The sequence below is a fragment of the Mesorhizobium sp. ORS 3428 genome, from assembly GCF_001854785.1.
Classification (GTDB): domain Bacteria; phylum Pseudomonadota; class Alphaproteobacteria; order Rhizobiales; family Rhizobiaceae; genus Mesorhizobium.
This window is the reverse complement of record NZ_MDFL01000003.1, coordinates 153,359-170,080: the sequence shown is the minus strand read 5'-3', so window position 1 is coordinate 170,080 and position 16,722 is coordinate 153,359. Positions and strand designations below refer to the sequence as shown.

General features: G+C 63.9%; 16 protein-coding genes. 9 read left to right on the top strand and 7 right to left on the bottom strand.

The window, feature by feature from the left end; all coding sequences use genetic code 11:
- Window positions 1-63: 63 nt before the first annotated feature.
- Window positions 64-687 (bottom strand): LysE family translocator, encoded by a 624-nt coding sequence (locus ORS3428_RS03205; protein ID WP_071094451.1) that lies wholly within the window; start codon window positions 685-687, stop codon window positions 64-66.
- A gap of 230 nt (window positions 688-917) precedes the next feature.
- Between ORS3428_RS03205 and ORS3428_RS03200 the strand changes: the two genes are divergently transcribed.
- The 8 genes from ORS3428_RS03200 (at window position 918) to ORS3428_RS03165 (ending at window position 8,111) form a co-directional block, all read left to right on the top strand.
- The gene (locus ORS3428_RS03200) at window positions 918-1,688 is read left to right on the top strand and encodes a L,D-transpeptidase (RefSeq protein WP_071094449.1); all 771 of its coding nucleotides are present in this window, start codon (window positions 918-920) and stop codon (window positions 1,686-1,688) included.
- Window positions 1,689-1,809: 121 nt separating this feature from the next.
- Entirely contained in the window at window positions 1,810-2,976 is a 1,167-nt protein-coding gene (locus ORS3428_RS03195; RefSeq protein ID WP_071094447.1) for a diphosphate--fructose-6-phosphate 1-phosphotransferase, read from the top strand.
- Complete coding sequence (locus ORS3428_RS03190) at window positions 2,976-3,722, top strand: MBL fold metallo-hydrolase (RefSeq protein ID WP_071094445.1); 747 nt, start codon at window positions 2,976-2,978, stop codon at window positions 3,720-3,722. Before ORS3428_RS03195 ends, ORS3428_RS03190 begins: the two co-directional genes overlap by 1 nt.
- Window positions 3,723-3,918: 196 nt before the next feature.
- Complete coding sequence (locus tag ORS3428_RS03185; protein ID WP_071094443.1) at window positions 3,919-5,472, top strand: DegQ family serine endoprotease; 1,554 nt, start codon at window positions 3,919-3,921, stop codon at window positions 5,470-5,472.
- 131 nt (window positions 5,473-5,603) lie between these two features.
- On the top strand, window positions 5,604-6,215 hold the full coding sequence (locus ORS3428_RS03180) for a molybdopterin-dependent oxidoreductase (protein WP_071094441.1): 612 nt from the start codon (window positions 5,604-5,606) through the stop codon (window positions 6,213-6,215).
- Complete coding sequence (locus ORS3428_RS03175) at window positions 6,212-6,958, top strand: ferredoxin reductase (protein ID WP_071094439.1); 747 nt, start codon at window positions 6,212-6,214, stop codon at window positions 6,956-6,958. Before ORS3428_RS03180 ends, ORS3428_RS03175 begins: the two co-directional genes overlap by 4 nt.
- Window positions 6,959-7,477: 519 nt before the next feature.
- Window positions 7,478-7,684 carry a DUF680 domain-containing protein gene (locus ORS3428_RS03170; protein ID WP_071094437.1) on the top strand — a complete coding sequence of 69 codons (207 nt, stop codon included), beginning with the start codon at window positions 7,478-7,480 and terminating at the stop codon, window positions 7,682-7,684.
- Between the two features lie 199 nt (window positions 7,685-7,883).
- Window positions 7,884-8,111: a DUF680 domain-containing protein gene (locus ORS3428_RS03165; protein ID WP_071094436.1), complete on the top strand. Its 228-nt coding sequence runs from the start codon at window positions 7,884-7,886 to the stop codon at window positions 8,109-8,111.
- 120 nt (window positions 8,112-8,231) lie between these two features.
- On the opposite strand, the gene ORS3428_RS03160 is transcribed toward ORS3428_RS03165, so the two are convergent.
- The 6 genes from ORS3428_RS03160 to ORS3428_RS03135 all read right to left on the bottom strand — a co-directional run bounded on the left by ORS3428_RS03160 (window position 8,232) and on the right by ORS3428_RS03135 (window position 15,271).
- Window positions 8,232-8,702, bottom strand: a complete 471-nt coding sequence (locus tag ORS3428_RS03160; RefSeq protein ID WP_071094434.1) for a nucleoside deaminase — start codon at window positions 8,700-8,702, stop codon at window positions 8,232-8,234.
- A gap of 50 nt (window positions 8,703-8,752) precedes the next feature.
- On the bottom strand, window positions 8,753-9,865 hold the full coding sequence (locus ORS3428_RS03155) for an ABC transporter ATP-binding protein (RefSeq protein WP_071094431.1): 1,113 nt from the start codon (window positions 9,863-9,865) through the stop codon (window positions 8,753-8,755).
- Window positions 9,866-9,899: 34 nt separating this feature from the next.
- Window positions 9,900-11,564 carry a beta-galactosidase BglA gene (gene bglA / locus ORS3428_RS03150; protein ID WP_071094429.1) on the bottom strand — a complete coding sequence of 555 codons (1,665 nt, stop codon included), beginning with the start codon at window positions 11,562-11,564 and terminating at the stop codon, window positions 9,900-9,902.
- A 4-nt stretch (window positions 11,565-11,568) separates the two neighbouring features.
- A complete protein-coding gene (locus tag ORS3428_RS03145; protein ID WP_071094427.1) occupies window positions 11,569-12,723 on the bottom strand; it encodes a carbohydrate ABC transporter permease in 1,155 nt (384 codons plus the stop codon).
- A gap of 1 nt (window position 12,724) precedes the next feature.
- Window positions 12,725-13,738 (bottom strand): carbohydrate ABC transporter permease, encoded by a 1,014-nt coding sequence (locus ORS3428_RS03140; RefSeq protein ID WP_071094425.1) that lies wholly within the window; start codon window positions 13,736-13,738, stop codon window positions 12,725-12,727.
- Between the two features lie 177 nt (window positions 13,739-13,915).
- Window positions 13,916-15,271 carry an ABC transporter substrate-binding protein gene (locus ORS3428_RS03135; protein WP_071094423.1) on the bottom strand — a complete coding sequence of 452 codons (1,356 nt, stop codon included), beginning with the start codon at window positions 15,269-15,271 and terminating at the stop codon, window positions 13,916-13,918.
- Window positions 15,272-15,631: 360 nt separating this feature from the next.
- Between ORS3428_RS03135 and ORS3428_RS03130 the strand changes: the two genes are divergently transcribed.
- Window positions 15,632-16,654, top strand: coding sequence for a substrate-binding domain-containing protein (locus ORS3428_RS03130; RefSeq protein WP_071094421.1), 1,023 nt, complete (start codon window positions 15,632-15,634; stop codon window positions 16,652-16,654).
- Window positions 16,655-16,722: the final 68 nt, after the last annotated feature.

Genomic DNA, 16,722 nt, shown 5'->3' with positions numbered 1-16,722 from the left:
CCGACCGACCCGCCAACCGTGGACGACCGGACTTTTCTTGCCTGCCCGCTGTGCGCGGGGCGCTTAATTGCTGGCGCGCATCGCCACCGTGGCGATGCCGGCGCCGACCAGCAATGTTCCGCCGGTGCGGTTGAACATGCGGATCGCCTTCGGGTTGCGCACGATCGCGCGGGCCCTGGATGCCACCAGCGCGTAGCCGAAGGCATTGGTGAAGGCGAGCGCCAGGAAGGTCGCTTCGAAAGTCAGCATCTGCGTCCAGAAATCGGCGTGGCGGTCGAGGAACTGCGGCAGGAAGGCGACGAAGAAGGTGATGCTCTTGGGATTGAGCGCCGTGACCAGCCAGGCATGYACCATCATCCTTGCTGCCGACACAGCGTCGGTGCGCGGCTCGGCCTTCAGCGCGCCGCCGGCCCGGAACAGTTTGATGCCGAGATAGACCAGATAGCCGGCACCGATAAACTTCAGGACCGTGAACACCGTGGCGGAGGCCGCAAGCAGCGCGCCGATGCCCAGCATCGAGAGCGTCATCGCCGTGAAGTCGCCGAGCGCGACACCGACCGCCATCGGYAGCGCCGTGCGCCAGCCCTGGCCCAGCGCATAGGAGACGACCAGGAGGATCGTCGGGCCCGGGATGACGAGGAGGATGGTCGAGGCGGCGGCAAAGGCGGCCCAGTTTTGGAAGGACATTTCCCTGCTCCTTGAGCGCAAAGAACAGGATAAATCCTGGGGTCTTCGCGATTGTAAAGAGGGCCGCGCGGAAAATCTTCGGCGCCTACTTACCCACGCCATCCAGCGAAGTAACGGGCTGTTAGGGTTAAGCCCAGCCCGCGCCGTTCACCCYTTTTCAACCATGCCTGACGAAAATGCGCACCATCGGCCGGACCATGCCTCCCGCCGACAGCGTAGGATTTGGGTAGATGCGCGAGTTGCCGCAGGATCTGACGCCGCCTTCGAACGGCGACACAATCGAAACCGAAAATCAGCTTTCCCGTCGCGCCATGCTTGCCGGCGCGGGCGCCATCGCGCTGCTCGGCATCGCCGGCTGCAGCACCACCGACACGCTCGACCTGCCGCAAATGCCGCTCGACGACACCACCACCGGCTCGGTGCATCCGATGCGCCCGGCAATCAGCGTCGACAAGAACATCACCGGCCCGGACGTGATGTATGCTTCGCTCACCGATGGCGGCTTCCAGGTGCCAGCCGTGCCCTGGCAGAAGGTCAAGCCGGAGTTCCGCCGCCAGATCGTCGTCGACAAGACCGGCGAGGCGCCCGGCACCATCGTCGTCCATCTGCAGGAACGCATGCTCTATCTGGTCCAGTCGGGCGGCGACGCCATCCGCTACGGCGTCGGCATCGGCAAGGATGGCTTCCGTTGGTCGGGCCGCGCCAACATCCAGTACGGCAAGGAATGGCCGGTCTGGACGCCGCCGCCGGAAATGGTCCAGCGCAAGCCGGAACTGGTGAAATGGCAAGGCGGCCAGCCTGGCGGCCTCACCAATCCGCTCGGCGCCCGCGYGCTCTACATCTACCAGAACGGCAGGGACACCGGTTACCGCATCCACGGCTCGCCGGAATGGTGGAGCATCGGCCAGGCGATATCATCGGGCTGCGTGCGGCTGATCAACCAGGACATCATCGACCTCTACAACCGCGTCTCGAAGAAGAACCCGGTCGTCGTGGTCTGACATTTCGGGCGGCCGACACGGCCGCCATTTTCGCGGTCCAGCTCCCGTTTTCTTCCGTTGCGCGATGCCGCAAGACAGGCGAAGGTTACTCTGAAAACCATCGCCCTTGGGAGAACGAGCCATGGCCGGAACTTTCGTCATTGCGCAGGGCGGCGGCCCGACCGCCGTCATCAACCAGACGGTCGTCGGAGCCACGCTGGAGGTCCGCAAGCGCCATCCCGGCGCCAGGGTGCTGGGCTCGATCCATGGCGTGCGCGGCATTCGGGACGGCAATTATGTCGACCTCTCCGCCATTCCGGAGGATCGGCTGCGCCTGATTGCCGGCACGCCGAGCGCGGCCCTCGGCTCGACCCGCGACAAGCCCGATGCCGCCTATTGCGAGGTGATCCTCAACGGCCTGAAGAAAGTCGGCGCCGATGCCTTCATCTATATCGGCGGCAACGACACTTCGGGCACGCAACAGATCCTCACCGACGCGGCGGGCGGCACGATGGCCTTCGTGCATGCGCCGAAGACCATCGACAACGATCTCGAGGAGAACGACCACACGCCGGGCTACATTTCGGCCGCCGAATTCGTCGCCGGCGCCTTCCTGTCCGTCGATCTCGATTTCCGCGCGCTGCCCGGCATCTATGTCGGCATCGTCATGGGCCGGCACGCCGGGTTCCTTACCGCTGCGGCGGCCGCCTGGCAGCTCGATCCCGACAGCGGTCCGCACCTGGTCTATGTGCCGGAGCGCGCCTTCTCGGCCGAGCGCTTCATCGACGATGTGCGCAAGACGCTCGACCGCCACAAGCGCTGTATCGTCGCCGTCTCGGAAGGTGTCAGCACCGCCGACGGCAGGGCGCTGGTCGAAAGCCTGGTGCCGCCGGAAAAGCTCGAGCGCGACCAGCACGGCAATGTCAAATTGTCCGGCAGCGACCTGCCGGCCGCGCTCGAACGGGCGCTCGCCGAAGGCCTGCCGGGCAAGCGTRCCCGCGTCGATGCGCTGGGCTACATGCCGCGCGGCTATGTCGGCGCGATCAGCGCGGTGGACGCCAAGGAGGCCTTCGATGCCGGTGCCTTCGCGGTGGCGGTCGCCGACGAGGGCGGCGGCTCGGTGGCCTTGCAGTATGATGGCAAAAAGACCGTGCTGAAGAAGGTGCCGCTCAAGGCGGTCGCGGGCAAGACGCGCCACATGCCGGACGATTTCCTGAAGCCGGACGTTAACCAGCTGTCGGAGGCCGGCATGGCCTATCTGAGGCGGCTGGTGCCGGAAAAATACAAGGTCGGGAAGCCGTTCGTCTGATGGACGAGCTTGTGGTGGGTGATTGGTTCGGCAAGGCCATCGTCGATGCCAGGACGACGATGCTGACGGAACCCTTCGTGCATGATTTCATGCGCGCCAACATCTGGCATCTGAAGGGCCGCGACGCCGACCTTCTGGTCGACACCGGGATGGGYATCTGCCCGCTGGCGCCCGAGATCGGCACGCCGGCGGGCAAGCCGCTGATCGTCGTCGCCACCCACATCCATCTCGACCATGTCGGCYCGCTGCACGAATTTCCGCTCAGGATGGGCCCGAAGGCGAGCGCGGCACAGTTCGGCAGCATGGATGACGCCGTCACCTATGCCTACATGTTCCACAATCTCGACGGCGCCGTGTCGAAGCTGCCGGCGCCGGACTGGAAGGCGGCCGATTATCGGGTTGCGCCGGCGCCGCTGACGCGGACGCTCGACGAGGGTGACGTCGTCGATCTGGGCGACCGAAAATTCTGCGTGCTGCATCTGCCCGGACATTCGCCGGATTCGATCGGGCTTTTCGACGAAACCGACGGCCTGCTTTTCGCCGGCGACGCCATTTATGACGGCATGCTGATCGACGATCTGCCGGATTCGGACCGTGCTGCCTATTGCCGCACCATGCAGCGGCTGCTCGACCTGCCGATACGCATCGGTCATGGCGGCCACGGCCCCAGTTTCACCGGCGTGCGCATGCGCGAGATCGCGTCCGCATACCTGCGCCGGAGCGAGCCGTTCGTGAGCGCTCTCTGAATTAAATCTTCGTAAGGTCAGCCCGAGGCCGTGATTCAGGCCATTGCGCGCCCTAAATGCGGAATGTCGATCCGGCCGGCTGCCATGCAAGGCGAGGCAGGCATTCCCGGTCGCCGACGCGCCGATGGGCCGTTTCTCGATAAATGCCTGCGGCGTCGGATCAACTCTCGCCCGGACAGAAACGACCATGTCACCCATGAGCATACTTCGCAGACATCGCGTCGCGGCCCTGCTGGGCGCTGCGCTGATCATCACCCCCGTCGTCGTCTCCTTYGCGCAAAATGGGGGCAAAACCGGCTTGAGCAATGTGGCTGCGACGACCCAGACCCCCGTCCCCGGCATAACGGCGCCTAATGGCTCATTCGCGCCGATCGTCGCTACCACCAAGCCGGCTGTCGTGACCATCACGACGGTCATGAATGCACAGCCCGATGCCATGGGAGAGGCCTCGCCCCCGGATGGYGGCGACGGCAATTCACCCTTTGACGAGTATTTCCGCCACTTCTTCGRCGAACAGGGCACACCCGATCAGGGCGTCCCTGTGCCCAAGGCGCCRCCGCAGCAGTCGCAGCGCGCCGAGGCCCTGGGCTCCGGCTTCATCGTCGGCTCCGACGGCACCATCGTCACCAACAACCACGTCGTCGACGGCGCGACATCGATCAAGGTGACGCTCGACGACGGCACCGAGCTTCCCGCCAAGCTCGTCGGCCACGATGCCAAGAACGATCTGGCGGTGCTCAAGATCAAGGCGAACAAGCCGCTGCCGACCGTCAAATGGGGCGATTCCAACAAGCTGATGACCGGCGACCAGGTGCTGGCGATCGGCAATCCGTTCGGCATCGGCACCACCGTCACCGCCGGCATCGTCTCGGCGCGTGGTCGCGACCTGCACAGCGGGCCGTTCGACGATTTCATCCAGATCGATGCGCCGATCAACCGCGGCAATTCCGGCGGTCCGTTGGTCGATGTCAGCGGCAATGTCATCGGCATCGACACCRCGATCTTTTCGCCCAACGGCGGCAGCGTCGGCGTCGGCTTCGCCATCCCGTCGAACCAGGCGCAGAAGGTTGTCGCCAAGCTGATGAAGGGCGGCAATATCGAATACGGCTATCTCGGCGTGCAGATCCAGCCTGTCACACCGGATGTCGCCAGCGCCATGGGCCTCGATCATCCGGGCGGCGCGCTGGTCGCGGCGGTCACTCAAGGGTCGCCCGCGGCCAAGGCCGGCATCGAGACCGGCGACGTGATCACCGGCTTCGGCGGCCAGCAAATCAAGGACCCGAAAGACCTGTCGCGCGCTGTCGCCGATGTCGCGCCTGGCGCCAAGGAGACGGTCAACGTCTGGCGCAAGGGCAAGACGATGCAGATCGCGGCCGATGTCGGCCGCAACACCGAGGACACGCAGACCGCCTCCACGGGCCAWCAAGGCAAGYCGCCCGCCGGACAGGGCGTGCCGTCGCTCGGCCTTGGCCTGACAGACATCACGCCCGACATTCGCCAGGAGCTCAACCTTTCCGAGAACCAGCGCGGCGCCGTGATCGAGCGCGTCAATCCGGACAAGGCAGCTTCGGCCGCCGGCCTTCAGCCGGGCGACATCATCGTCGCCGTCGACCAGACGCCGGTGAAGAGCGCCAGGGAGGCAGATCACGTGATCRCCGAGGCCGGCAAGTCCGGCAAGAAGTCGGTGCTGCTGCTGGTCGATCGCGGCGACCAGCAGATATTCGTCGCGGTGCCCTTCGCCGCCGGCTGACGAGACTGCGGYGGACTACAAGGACCTGCCGGCACGCCGGCAGGTCCGCTTCCGAGATTTCTGTTGCCCGCAAGGATATCTTCGAGAACACTGCCGAAGCCATTAATTAGCCTGGCGCAGGAGGCGTCTCGATGGTCACCCGCGGCTTCTTTTCCGGACGGCGTCCTCCCTCGGACACGGATGCGCGCATCCCGCCCGGGCAGTATCTGGAGCAGGGCTTTCCGGTTCTCTCGGCAGGGCCGACGCCGCGCGTGCGCACCGAGGACTGGTCCTTCACGCTCAAGCACGGACCGCGGCCGATCAAGACCTGGAACTGGGCCGAGTTCAACGCCCTGCCGCAGAGCAAGATGACCCGCGACATCCATTGCGTGACGGCATGGACCAAGTTCGACACAGCCTGGCGGGGCGTGCTGATCGACGACATTCTCGCCGATGCCGGCATCGGGCCGCCGACCGACTTCACGCTGGCGCTTTCCTTCGACGRCTATTCCACCAATGTGCCGACCAGGGACCTAGTCACTGGCAAGGCGATGGTGGCCCTGCTTTACGAGGGCAAGCCGATCACACCCGACCATGGCGGGCCGGCGCGGCTATTGGTGCCGCATCTCTATTTCTGGAAGTCGGCCAAGTGGGTGAACGGGCTGCAGTTCACCGAGCGCGACGAGCCGGGCTTCTGGGAGCTGCGCGGTTATCACATCTATGGCGACCCGTGGCGTGAGCRGCGCTATTCGGGCGATCCATGAGCGCGSAATCGCAGCCGCGATCGCCGTGGCAGACGGCCACCATCACCCGCATTGAAAAGCGCACGCCGCGCGTCATCAGCTTCTGGTTCCGGCCGTCGCGGCCGTTCGTCCATCTGCCGGGGCAGCATGTCGACATCAGGCTGACGGCGCCGGATGGCTATCAGGCGCGCCGCTCCTATTCCATCGCCTCGGCGCCGGAGGAAGGCGCGGACATCGAACTGGCGATCGAGCGGCTCGACGACGGCGAGGTTTCGCCCTTCTTCCACGATGTGGCGGAGGTCGGCGACAAGATCGAATTGCGCGGCCCGCTCGGCGGCCACTTCATCTGGCAGGACAGCGACGGCGGGCCGATCCTTCTGGTCGGCGGCGGTTCCGGCGTGGTGCCGTTGATGGCGATGCTGCGCCACCGCACGCTGCGCAATTCGGCAGTGCCGGTCGTGCTGATGGTTTCGGCCAGGGTCTGGGACGAGGTGATCTTCCGCGACGAGTTGATCGGCCTCGACGATCAACCTGACGGGTTCGACTTGGTGCTGACGATGACGCGCGAATCCCCCAGAAGGCCGGCGGACTATTCGCGCCGCATCGATGCCGCGATGGTCACTGAGGCCATCGAGCGGCTGCCGAAGCCGCCTGCGCTCGCCTTCGTCTGCGGCTCGAATTCGTTCGTGTCCGCGGCCGCACAGGCGCTGATCGATGCAGGCGTTCCGGCAGGGATCATCCGCACCGAGCGCTACGGGGTTTAAAAGCAATTCCAGGAAAAGTGCGCAGCGGTTTTCCGTCCGGAATTGCGAAAAGACAACGACCGCCGTCTGAGCAGATCCGACGAGAAGGTGACCGAGGTAAGCTGCAAGGGCAGCGCGCCAGTGAGGAATCAGACCCGGGCAGGCACGCTTCCGAGTCGGGTCGGATCAGCCTCCAGATGGTTAAAGGTATCGAAAAGTGACTATTAGGAGACTCTAAAATCGAACCGAACGGTTCGTTTCCGTTGACGGTGCGTGYAGGAGGCGGTGAACATTGGCCGTCGGATACACTTGGTGAACCAACCGGACGCGTGGCATAAGTGTATGATTGTATTGATAAAAAATATCTGACTAGTAAGCGGCTGACGCAATTTCAAGGTGCCGACTCATGGTCCAGCCGGAACAACTTCGTGATTGGAATCCGGCAGCCGGCTAACCCACATCGGGGCGGTCCGAACGACGCGATTTCATTCCCAAGACACGCCGCTAGACGGACGGAAAAAAGATACTGGAGTACTAAAAATGAAAAAGATTGTTCTCACTGCCGCAGCCTTTTTGGCCATTTCCGGCAGCGCCTTCGCCGCGAGCGACAACTATGGTTCCAACGGCGCCAATCAGCCGGCCGCTGCGGTCGACACCTCCTACACCGCTTCGGTCCACAAGTCGGATACGGCCGCTCAGAAGCCCGTAACCCAGGGCGCTGACCGCAACCTCTTCGGCAACAACTAACAGCCGATTGCCGATCATGATCCGCATGTGACGGGCATGGTCGAACGGAGAGAGGCGGCGGGTCCGCCCGCCGCCTCCTGATGCATGTCTCCAAACCCTGCAGCGGTTTTGGGAAAGCGACATCCATGAAAACAACGACTTAAAGCGCGTCGCTCGAATCGGTTTCGACGCGACGCCCAGGAACTCAGGAGTATTGAAAGTGAAGAAGATCGTTCTTGCCACGGCGGCCGTTCTGGCCCTCTCCAGCGCCGCTTTGGCGGCCAGCGACAACTACGGCGCCAATGGTGCCAGCCAGCAGGCCCCGGCGGTCGATACCTCGCGTACGTCGTCGATCGGCACCGGCTCGCCGGTTTACAAGCTGCTGAACGCCTCGGGCGATGTRCACAACGCCCAGCAGGGCAGCGACCGCAACCTGTTCGGCCGCTAACAGCCGCTGGCAGTTCATACGCAAGGGAGCGGCGGGCCAAGCCCGCCGCTCCTTTGTTTGTCCGGGGAAGCGTCGTGCCCGGGATCGTTGCGGACGCCGTCCTTGCCTCTCAGCCACGCGTCAGCGCTTCCAGAAATCGCGGTGTGGTCCGATCAGCTCGTCCGCGATTTCGGGGAAGGGGCCGAAGACCTCGATCTTTTTCTGGCCGGACCCGAATACGGTGCGCGAAGAGAGGCTCATCGTCGGATTCTCCGCATGATCCCCGGTGATCGCCAGGAGCCTGGTTTCCTCGACCCCGTAGACCAGCCGCCCGATGTTTGCCCAGTACATCGTGCCGGCACACATCGCGCACGGCTCGAAGGTCGAGACCAGCGTGCACTGCCACAGGAACTCCGGCTCGTAGGCAGCCGCGGCGCGCCGGGCGAGCTCGGTCTCGGCATGGCGCACTATGTCGAGGTTGCCTTGCCGCATCAGCACGCGGTCGTCCGGCCCGACCAGCACGCAACCGAACGGATGATGCCCATGCGCCGCCGCTTCGCGGGCGACCGCGTCGGCGGATCGGAGGTGGGCGAGCATCTGATCGCGGGTCATGGGAAATCCTATCGTGCCGACACATCCGGGGATAACGAAGACCGCCGGCCTCAGGCAGCCTTGGCTTCCTCCCGACGCAGCGTGAAGGAGTGGCCGTCGGCATCGAAGATATGCAGGTCCCCGGCGCTGGCGTTCAGCCGCAAGGTCTCGCCGCGCTTGACTTCGACATTGCCCGGCAGCTTGGCCACAAGCGGCAGGTCGGCGCGGCCGATATCGACATAGACAAGCTGAACCTCGCCGAGCTGCTCGATATAGTCCACCTTGCCTTCGAACAGGTAGTCCGTGCCGGTTGCGATCGCCAGATCCTCGGGCCGCACGCCGAAGCTCACCGCCGCGCCGTTCGCCGAAGCGGGTGTCGCGATCGGCACCGTCGCCTTGCGGTCGCCGACATGRCTCACCACGGTCGGGTTGCCGGCCTTCTCGATCTTCGCCGGCAAAATGTTCATGGCCGGCGAGCCGATGAACTGGGCGACGAACAAATTGCCCGGGCGCTTGTAGAGCTCCATCGGCGTGCCGACCTGTTCGACCCGGCCTTCCTTCAGCACAACGATGCGGTCCGCCAGCGTCATCGCCTCGACCTGGTCGTGGGTGACGTAGATCATCGTCGTGTTCGGCATCTGCTCCTTCAGCTTGGCGATCTCGATGCGGGTGGCGACGCRCAGCGCCGCGTCGAGGTTGGACAGCGGCTCGTCGAACAGGAACACCTTGGGATTGCGCACGATGGCGCGGCCGATGGCGACGCGCTGGCGYTGGCCGCCAGACATCGCCTTGGGCAGGCGGTCGAGATATTTGGTGAGCTGCAGGATCTCGGCCGCCTGGCGCACGCGCTTGTCGATCTCGGCCTTGCTTTCCTTGCCGATCTTCATCGAGAAGGCCATGTTGTCGTAGACCGTCATATGCGGATAGAGCGCGTAGGACTGGAACACCATGGCGATGCCCCRCTTCGACGGAGGCACGTCGTTCACCACCTCGCCGTCGATCTTGAGCACGCCGGAGGTGATCTCCTCGAGGCCGGCGATCGACCTGAGCAAGGTCGACTTGCCRCAGCCCGACGGCCCGACAAAGACGATGAACTCGCCCGATTTGATCTCGAGGTCGATGCCGTGGAGAATGTTGAGATTGCCGTATGACTTCTGTACCTGGTTCAGCGTGACATCGGCCATGGTTTCGTCCTCCCAGTGATTGTCTGTCGCAAGCTCAGTCGATACGCCCGAACCAGGCGCCGTAGCCGCCGAGGCGGATGGGCCCGGTRCCAGCTTGTCCCGAAAAGCCATGTCCCGGCAAGGGCTGCCGCGAGGCCTTGCCGAGATCGACTTCGGCAGGCTTGCTGCCCAGGTTGAAGACGCAGGCAATGCGCTCATTGCCTTCGCTTCGGGTAAAGGCGACGGTGTCGCCGTCGCTTTCGATGAAGTCGATGTCGCCCTTGACAAGTGCTGGATGCTGGCGCCGGAAGGCGAGGAAGCGCCGGTAGTGTTCGAGCAGCGAGTTCGGGTCGCCCTGCTGCACGTTCACCGCTTGCGAAAGATGCTTGCCCGGCACCGGCAGCCAGGGCTTGGCGGACGAGAAGCCGCCATTCTTGGCGGCAGCTTCCCATACCATCGGTGTGYGGCAGCCGTCGCGGCCCTTGAATTCCGGCCAGAAGCGGATGCCGTAGGGGTCTTGCAGATCCTCGTATTCGAGCTCCGTCTCGCCGAGACCGAGCTCCTCGCCCTGATAGATACAGACCGAACCGCGCAGCGACATCAACAGCGCCGAGATCACCTTGAGATAGGCGCTCGGGTCCGCCTCGTTGGCGGCCCAGCGCGAGGCCACGCGCATCACGTCATGGTTGGAGAAGGCCCAGCAGGACCAGCCGTCGATGGCGACCCGGCCGAATGCCTCCAGCACCGTGCGCACCTTGGCGGCGCTGATCTTTTCCGGCGCCAGAAACTCGAAGGAATAGCACATATGCACGCGCTTGCCGTCGGCAGTATAGGCGGCCACCACGTCCAGCCCGCGCTGCGAATCGCCGACCTCGCCGACGGCGGCCTGCGCCGGATACTCGTCGAGCAGCGCGCGGAAGCGCTCGAGGAAGCCGAGATTCTCCGGCCGGCTCTTGTCGTAGATATGGTCCTGGTAGTTGTACGGATTGACCGCCGGCGCCGTCTGGTCGTTGCGTTCTTCCGGCGGCAGCGGCGGATTGTCCTCCAGCCCCTGGCTGTGGAAGTAGAAGTTGATGGTGTCGAGGCGGAAGCCGTCGACGCCGCGCTCCAGCCAGAAGCGCGTGATGTCGAGCAGCGCATCCYGAACTTCGCTGCTGTGGAAGTTGAGGTCGGGCTGCTCGGCCAGGAAATTATGCATGTAATATTGCTGGCGGCTGGTGTCCCACTGCCAGGCCGAGCCGCCGAAGATCGACAGCCAATTGTTGGGCGGCGTGCCRTCGGGCTTGGCATCCGCCCAGACATACCAGTCGGCCTTGGGATTGCTGCGGCTGGAGCGACTTTCCTTGAACCAGGGGTGGATGTCGGCAGTGTGCGACAGCACYTCGTCGATCATCACCTTGAGGCCGAGGCGATGGGCTTCCGCCACCAGAGCTTCGAAATCGGCAAGCGTGCCGAACATCGGGTCGACGTCGCRATAATCCGAGACGTCGTAGCCGAAATCCTTCATCGGCGATTTGAAGAAGGGCGAGATCCAGATGGCGTCGACGCCGAGCGAGGCGACATAAGGCAAGCGCTGCACGATGCCTTTCAGGTCGCCGATGCCATCGCCGTTCGAGTCCTGGTAGGAGCGTGGATAGATCTGGTAGATCACCGCGCCCCGCCACCAGTCGCGGTCGACGGCGGGGTCTGGTCTCAAAGTCGCCTTCAAAGCCGATTGCATTGTTTCAGCCTCCTTTCACCGAGCCGGCAAGCAGCCCGCGMACGAAATAGYGTTGCAGCGAGAAGAACACGATCAGCGGCACGATGATGGTCACGAAGGCCGATGTCGTCAGGATCTCCCAATTGCCGCCGCGCGAGCCGAGCAGCGCGTTGAGCTTGGCCGTCAGCACGATCTGGTCTGGCGCCGTGCCGAGGAAAACCATCGCCACCAGGAGATCGTTCCATACCCACAGGAACTGGAAGATGGCGAAGGATGCCAGCACCGGGAACGACAGCGGCAGCACGATCTTGACGAAGATCTCGAAGTCGCTGGCGCCGTCGATGCGCGCCGACTCCATGATCTCGCGCGGCAGGCCGGCGATATAGCTCCTGAGCAGGTAGATGGCGAAGGGCAGGCCGAAGCCGGTATGGGCCAGCCAGATGCCGAGATAGGTCTTCGACGGCACACCGAAGAAGGCGCCGACGCCGTTGTAGAGCTTGAGCAGCGGGATCAGCGACATCTGCAGCGGCACCACAAGCAGGCCGATGATGACGGCGATCAGGAGCGCGCGGCCGGGAAAGCGCATCCAGGCCAGCGCATAGGCCGCGAAGGCGGCGATCAGGATCGGGATGACGGTCGAGGGAATGGTCACCGTCAGCGAGTTCATGAAGGAGCGGCCGATGCCTTCCGAGAACAGCACGTTCTTATAGTTCTCTGTGGTGAATTTCGGAGGCGCCGACGAGGCGAAATAGACGCGCTGGCCGCGGTCGCCTTCGAAGGCCTTCGGCGAGGTCAGCRCAAAACTGCCGTCGGCATTCATCTGCAAGGTGACGCCGTCGCCGAGATCGGCCGCCGTGCCGGCCGTGTATTGCGTCGGCGCCGACGACTTGACGCCGAAGGCGCTTATGTTGCGCTTGGCCCCGTCGCCGAAAATGTTGCCCTCGATGACGTATTTGCCGTCCTTTTGCACCTGCGCCGAGGCGGCCGGCAGCCGTCCGGCCTCGGTCTGGCTGGAACTGGCGAAGGAATTCCACCAGCCCGAAGCGATGATCTGGTCCTTGTCGCRCAGCGACGAGACGAGAATGCCGAGCGTCGGGATGGTCCAGATTACCACGAAGACGAGCACCGCGACGTGGACGCCGAAGCGGCCGGTAAAGGACTTTCCGGTCTTGGCGGTCATCTCAGTGCCCTCCGGTCTCTTTGTTGGCCTGGCGGATGTTCCAGACCATGATCGGAATGACCGCGATCATGATGATGATGGCAATCGTGGCGCCGCGGCCGAAATCGCCGCCGCCGCGGAACATCCAGTCGAACATCAGATTGGCAAGCACCTGGCTGTTCCATTGGCCGTTGGTCATCGTCAGCACAATGTCGAACAYCTTCAGCACAAGGATGGTAATGGTGGTCCAGACCACGGCGATCGTGCCCCAGATCTGCGGCACCATGATCTTCCAGAAGATCTGGAACGGATTGGCGCCGTCGATGACGGCGGCTTCGAGCGTTTCCTCAGGAATGCCGCGCAGCGCAGACGACAGGATCACCATGGCAAAGCCGGTCTGGATCCAGATCAGGATCACCATCAGGAAGAAGTTGTTCCAGAACGGCAGCGATATCCATACCTGCGGCTGGCCGCCGAAATGCTGGATGATGGCGTTGAGCAGGCCGATCTGGACCTGGCCTTGGCCGCGATACTCGTAGATGAATTTCCAGATCACGCTGGCGCCGACGAAGGAGATCGCCAGYGGCAGGAAGATCAGGCTCTTGGCGATCGTGCCCCACCAGATCTTGTCGGTCAGCACGGCGATGATCAGCCCGAGGAAGGTGCAGGCGGCAGGCACCACCGCCAGCCAAAGCACATTGTTCAGGATGGAGCTGCGGAAATCATGGTCGCCGAAAGCCCACTCGTAGTTGGCGAGGCCGACGAAATTCACCCCGCCACGGTCGAGGAAGGAGAGCCGCAGTGTCTCGACGACCGGATAGATCAGGTAGACGGTGAGGATGATGAGCGCCGGGCCGACGAACAGCCATGRCCGTACCAGCCCCTGCCGGCGCAGATTGTCGACGGCGGTCGTTCCGGAAACCCCGCGCGAAGGGAAGATGAGATCGAGCAGTTTGTTGGCGCCCCAGAAATAGGCGACACAGCCGCCGAMGCCGATGRTGATGACGAATATGGCCGAGAAAATCTGAGCCGCCATGGGTCCCTCTCCCTGCGCATGACCGGCCAGGCACTGCTGGCGATCGGATGCACCGACTTTCGGTTATTCGGAACGCGAAGGCCTCCGGCGTGCCGCCGGCGGGATCCGGGCCGTGGCCCGGATCCTGTATGAGGACCAGTAAGGTCTAATGCTTCAACGTCAGGCCGCCAGCGCGGCCTACTTGATCGCGTCCCAGCTCTTCTGGACGTCGCTGGCGACGTCCTGGGYGGACTTGCCGCCGACCAGATCGATCATGCCGGTCCAGAAGGAGCCGGCGCCGATTTTGCCGGGCATCAGRTCGGAACCGTCGAAGCGCACGGTCGTCGCCCCGACCAGGATCTCGCCCTGCTTCTTCAGCGCCTCGCTGCCATAGGCTTCCTTGTTGGCCGCCTTGAAGGGGGTGACGAAGCTCTTCTGCGCCATCCACAATTCATGCGCGAGTGGCATCTGGAGGAACTTGATGAATTCGCGCGATGCCTTGGAATCCTTGGTGATCATCACCAGGGTCCCGGCCACTTCCAGCGGCGTGCCCAGTTCCGGCTTGGAGGCGAAGGGCGGATAGTAGAAGAAGTCCGCATCCTGGCCGAGCTTCGTGCCCTCGGGGAAGAAGGAGGGGATGAACGATGCCTGATGGTGCATGTAGCACTTCGGCGGCACGGTGAAGAGGCCCTTCGGGCTGTCGCGGAAGTCGATCGCCGCGACCGCCTTGGCACCCCCGTCCACCATCTTGTCGTCGGTGGCGATCTTGCCGAAGATGTCGAGGGCGTTGACCACCGCCGGATCGGTGAACGGGATCTCGTTCTTCACCCATTTGTCGTAGACTTCCGGCGGCTGCGTGCGCAGCATGATGTCTTCGACCCAATCGGTCGCCGGCCAGCCGGTCGCGCCGCYGGAACCGAGCCCGATGCACCAGGGCTTGCCGCCGTCGGCGATGATCTTCTTTTCGAGGTCGGCGAGCTCCTCCTGCGTCTTGGGTACCTTGTAGCCCGCCTCCTGGAAATTGTCGGGCGAGTACCAGACCAGCCCCTTCACGTCGATCTTGTAGGGTAAGGCGTAGAAGGCCGCCTTGCCGTCCTTGCCGGTGTAGGTGCCGAGCTTGGCCCAGGAGTCGCCGGCGGCGTAGTTCTCCTTCACCCACTGGGCGACGTCGTCGCCCAGCGGGGTCAACACGCCCTTGGACGCAAGATCCTGGATGAGGCCCGGCTGCGGCAGGATGGCGATGTTGGGGGGACTGCCGGCCTGGGTGTCGATGACGATCTGCTGCTCGTAGTTTTCGGACGAGGAGTATTTGACCTCAGCGCCGGTGGCCTCGGCGAAATAGTCGAGCACCGAGCGGACCAGCGCCTCGTCCTCGCCGCGCCACGGCCCGAAGATGGTCAGCGTCTGGCCCTTGAGGTCGACTTTCTTGAGCTCGTCATAATTCGCCCAGTGGAAGCGCGGGTCCTCACCCGGCTTGAACTTCAGTTCGGCTTGCGCCGGCAGGCTAAAGGCGAGCGCGGCGAAAGCGGCGCCCAAGAGAAGCGTTTTCTTCATGGCAATTCCTCCCAGTGGTCAAACAGTTCGGACGAGACCTCCATCTCGTCCGCCGACGCCCGCGGAACCGTGACTCAGCGAGAGGGCAACCGCAACCTTCGAAGAGTCTTCCAAAGCGCTTTGGCTTTTTTGATCTCGCCATTGAATTGACGGGAAGTCAAGAGGGTTGCAGTATTAATCGATTTAAACTTCCGCTTGAAGGATTAAAAAGTGCGCTGCAGCATGCTTTTTTGGCGCCGCAGCAGCAATTTTTGCTTCAATCTGCCGTGAGCCGCCACTAAGGTCGGCTTGCCTAAGTGGTATCGTCAGCCGTCATCGGATCGATTCAATTTTAAAGCGCTTTGAGGCTGGAGGCCTCCGATGAACCTCAAGCAACTCTCGCACATGCTGTCGCTTTCGCAAACCACGGTAAGCCGGGCGCTGAACGGCTATCCCGAGGTCAACGAGGAGACGCGGCGCCGCGTGATGGATGCCGCCAAGCGCCATGGCTACCGGCCGAATCCCAGCGCGCGGCGGCTGGCCACCGGCAAGTCGGGAATGATCGGCTATGTGCTGCCGACCGGCAACGCCGTCGACATCGATCCGCATTTCGTCGAGTTCCTTTCCGGTCTCGGCGACTATGCGCGCTCGCACGAGCTCGACCTCGTGCTTTCGCCCGCCGATGCCGACGACCAGGAAACCACCTACCGCCGCATCGTCGCCAACCGGCAGGTCGACGCCGTCTATATCTCCTCGCCGCGGCCGGCGGACCGGCGCCTCGCGCTGGTCAGCACGCTGGGCATCCCGTTCATCGTCCACGGCCGCAGCGAGGGCTTCGATTTCGACTATCCCTATCTCGACATCGATAATGAGGGGGCCTTCCATGAAGCGGCCAGGCTGCTCGTCCAACTCGGCCACAAGCGGCTGGCGCTGATCAACGGCGACGACCGCGAGACGTTCGCCATCCATCGCGAGCGCGGCGTGCGCCGCGCGCTTGCCGCAAGTGGGCTCACACTTGGCGAGCGTCACGTCTGTTCGCTGACCATGACCGAGGAAAACGGCTACCGTGCCGCGCGCCGCCTGCTCGAGCAGGACGAGGCGCCCACCGCAATCGTCTGCTCCAGTCTGATCATGGCGCTCGGCGTCGTCCGCGCCGTGCGCGATCTCGGCCGCACCATTCCTGGCGACCTGTCGCTGGTCGCCCATGACGACGTTTTCCCCTGGCTGCGGCCGGAAAACTTTCCGGTGCCGCTGTCGACGACGCGCTCCTCGATCCGCCTTGCCGGCGCCCGCGTCGCCGAACGCCTGGCCGCGCGGATATCGGGGCTGGAAGAGGGCGCCCGCGGCGAGGTCTGGCCGGTCGACCTTGTGGTGAGGGGATCGGTTGCCGGCGCGCCTGTGTAGGGGATCGTGTAGCAACGGGCGAGCCAATCGAGAATACAACATTCGCCGTCGAGTTCCGTCACACTCCC

Excerpts from the sequence above, each read along its gene's own strand:
- ORS3428_RS03170 (WP_071094437.1), top strand. The coding sequence starts at position 7,478 with ATGAAAAAGATTGTTCTCACTGCCGCAGCCTTTTTGGCCATTTCCGGC.
- ORS3428_RS03160 (WP_071094434.1), bottom strand. The coding sequence starts at position 8,702 with ATGACCCGCGATCAGATGCTCGCCCACCTCCGATCCGCCGACGCGGTC.
- ORS3428_RS03130 (WP_071094421.1), top strand. The coding sequence starts at position 15,632 with ATGAACCTCAAGCAACTCTCGCACATGCTGTCGCTTTCGCAAACCACG.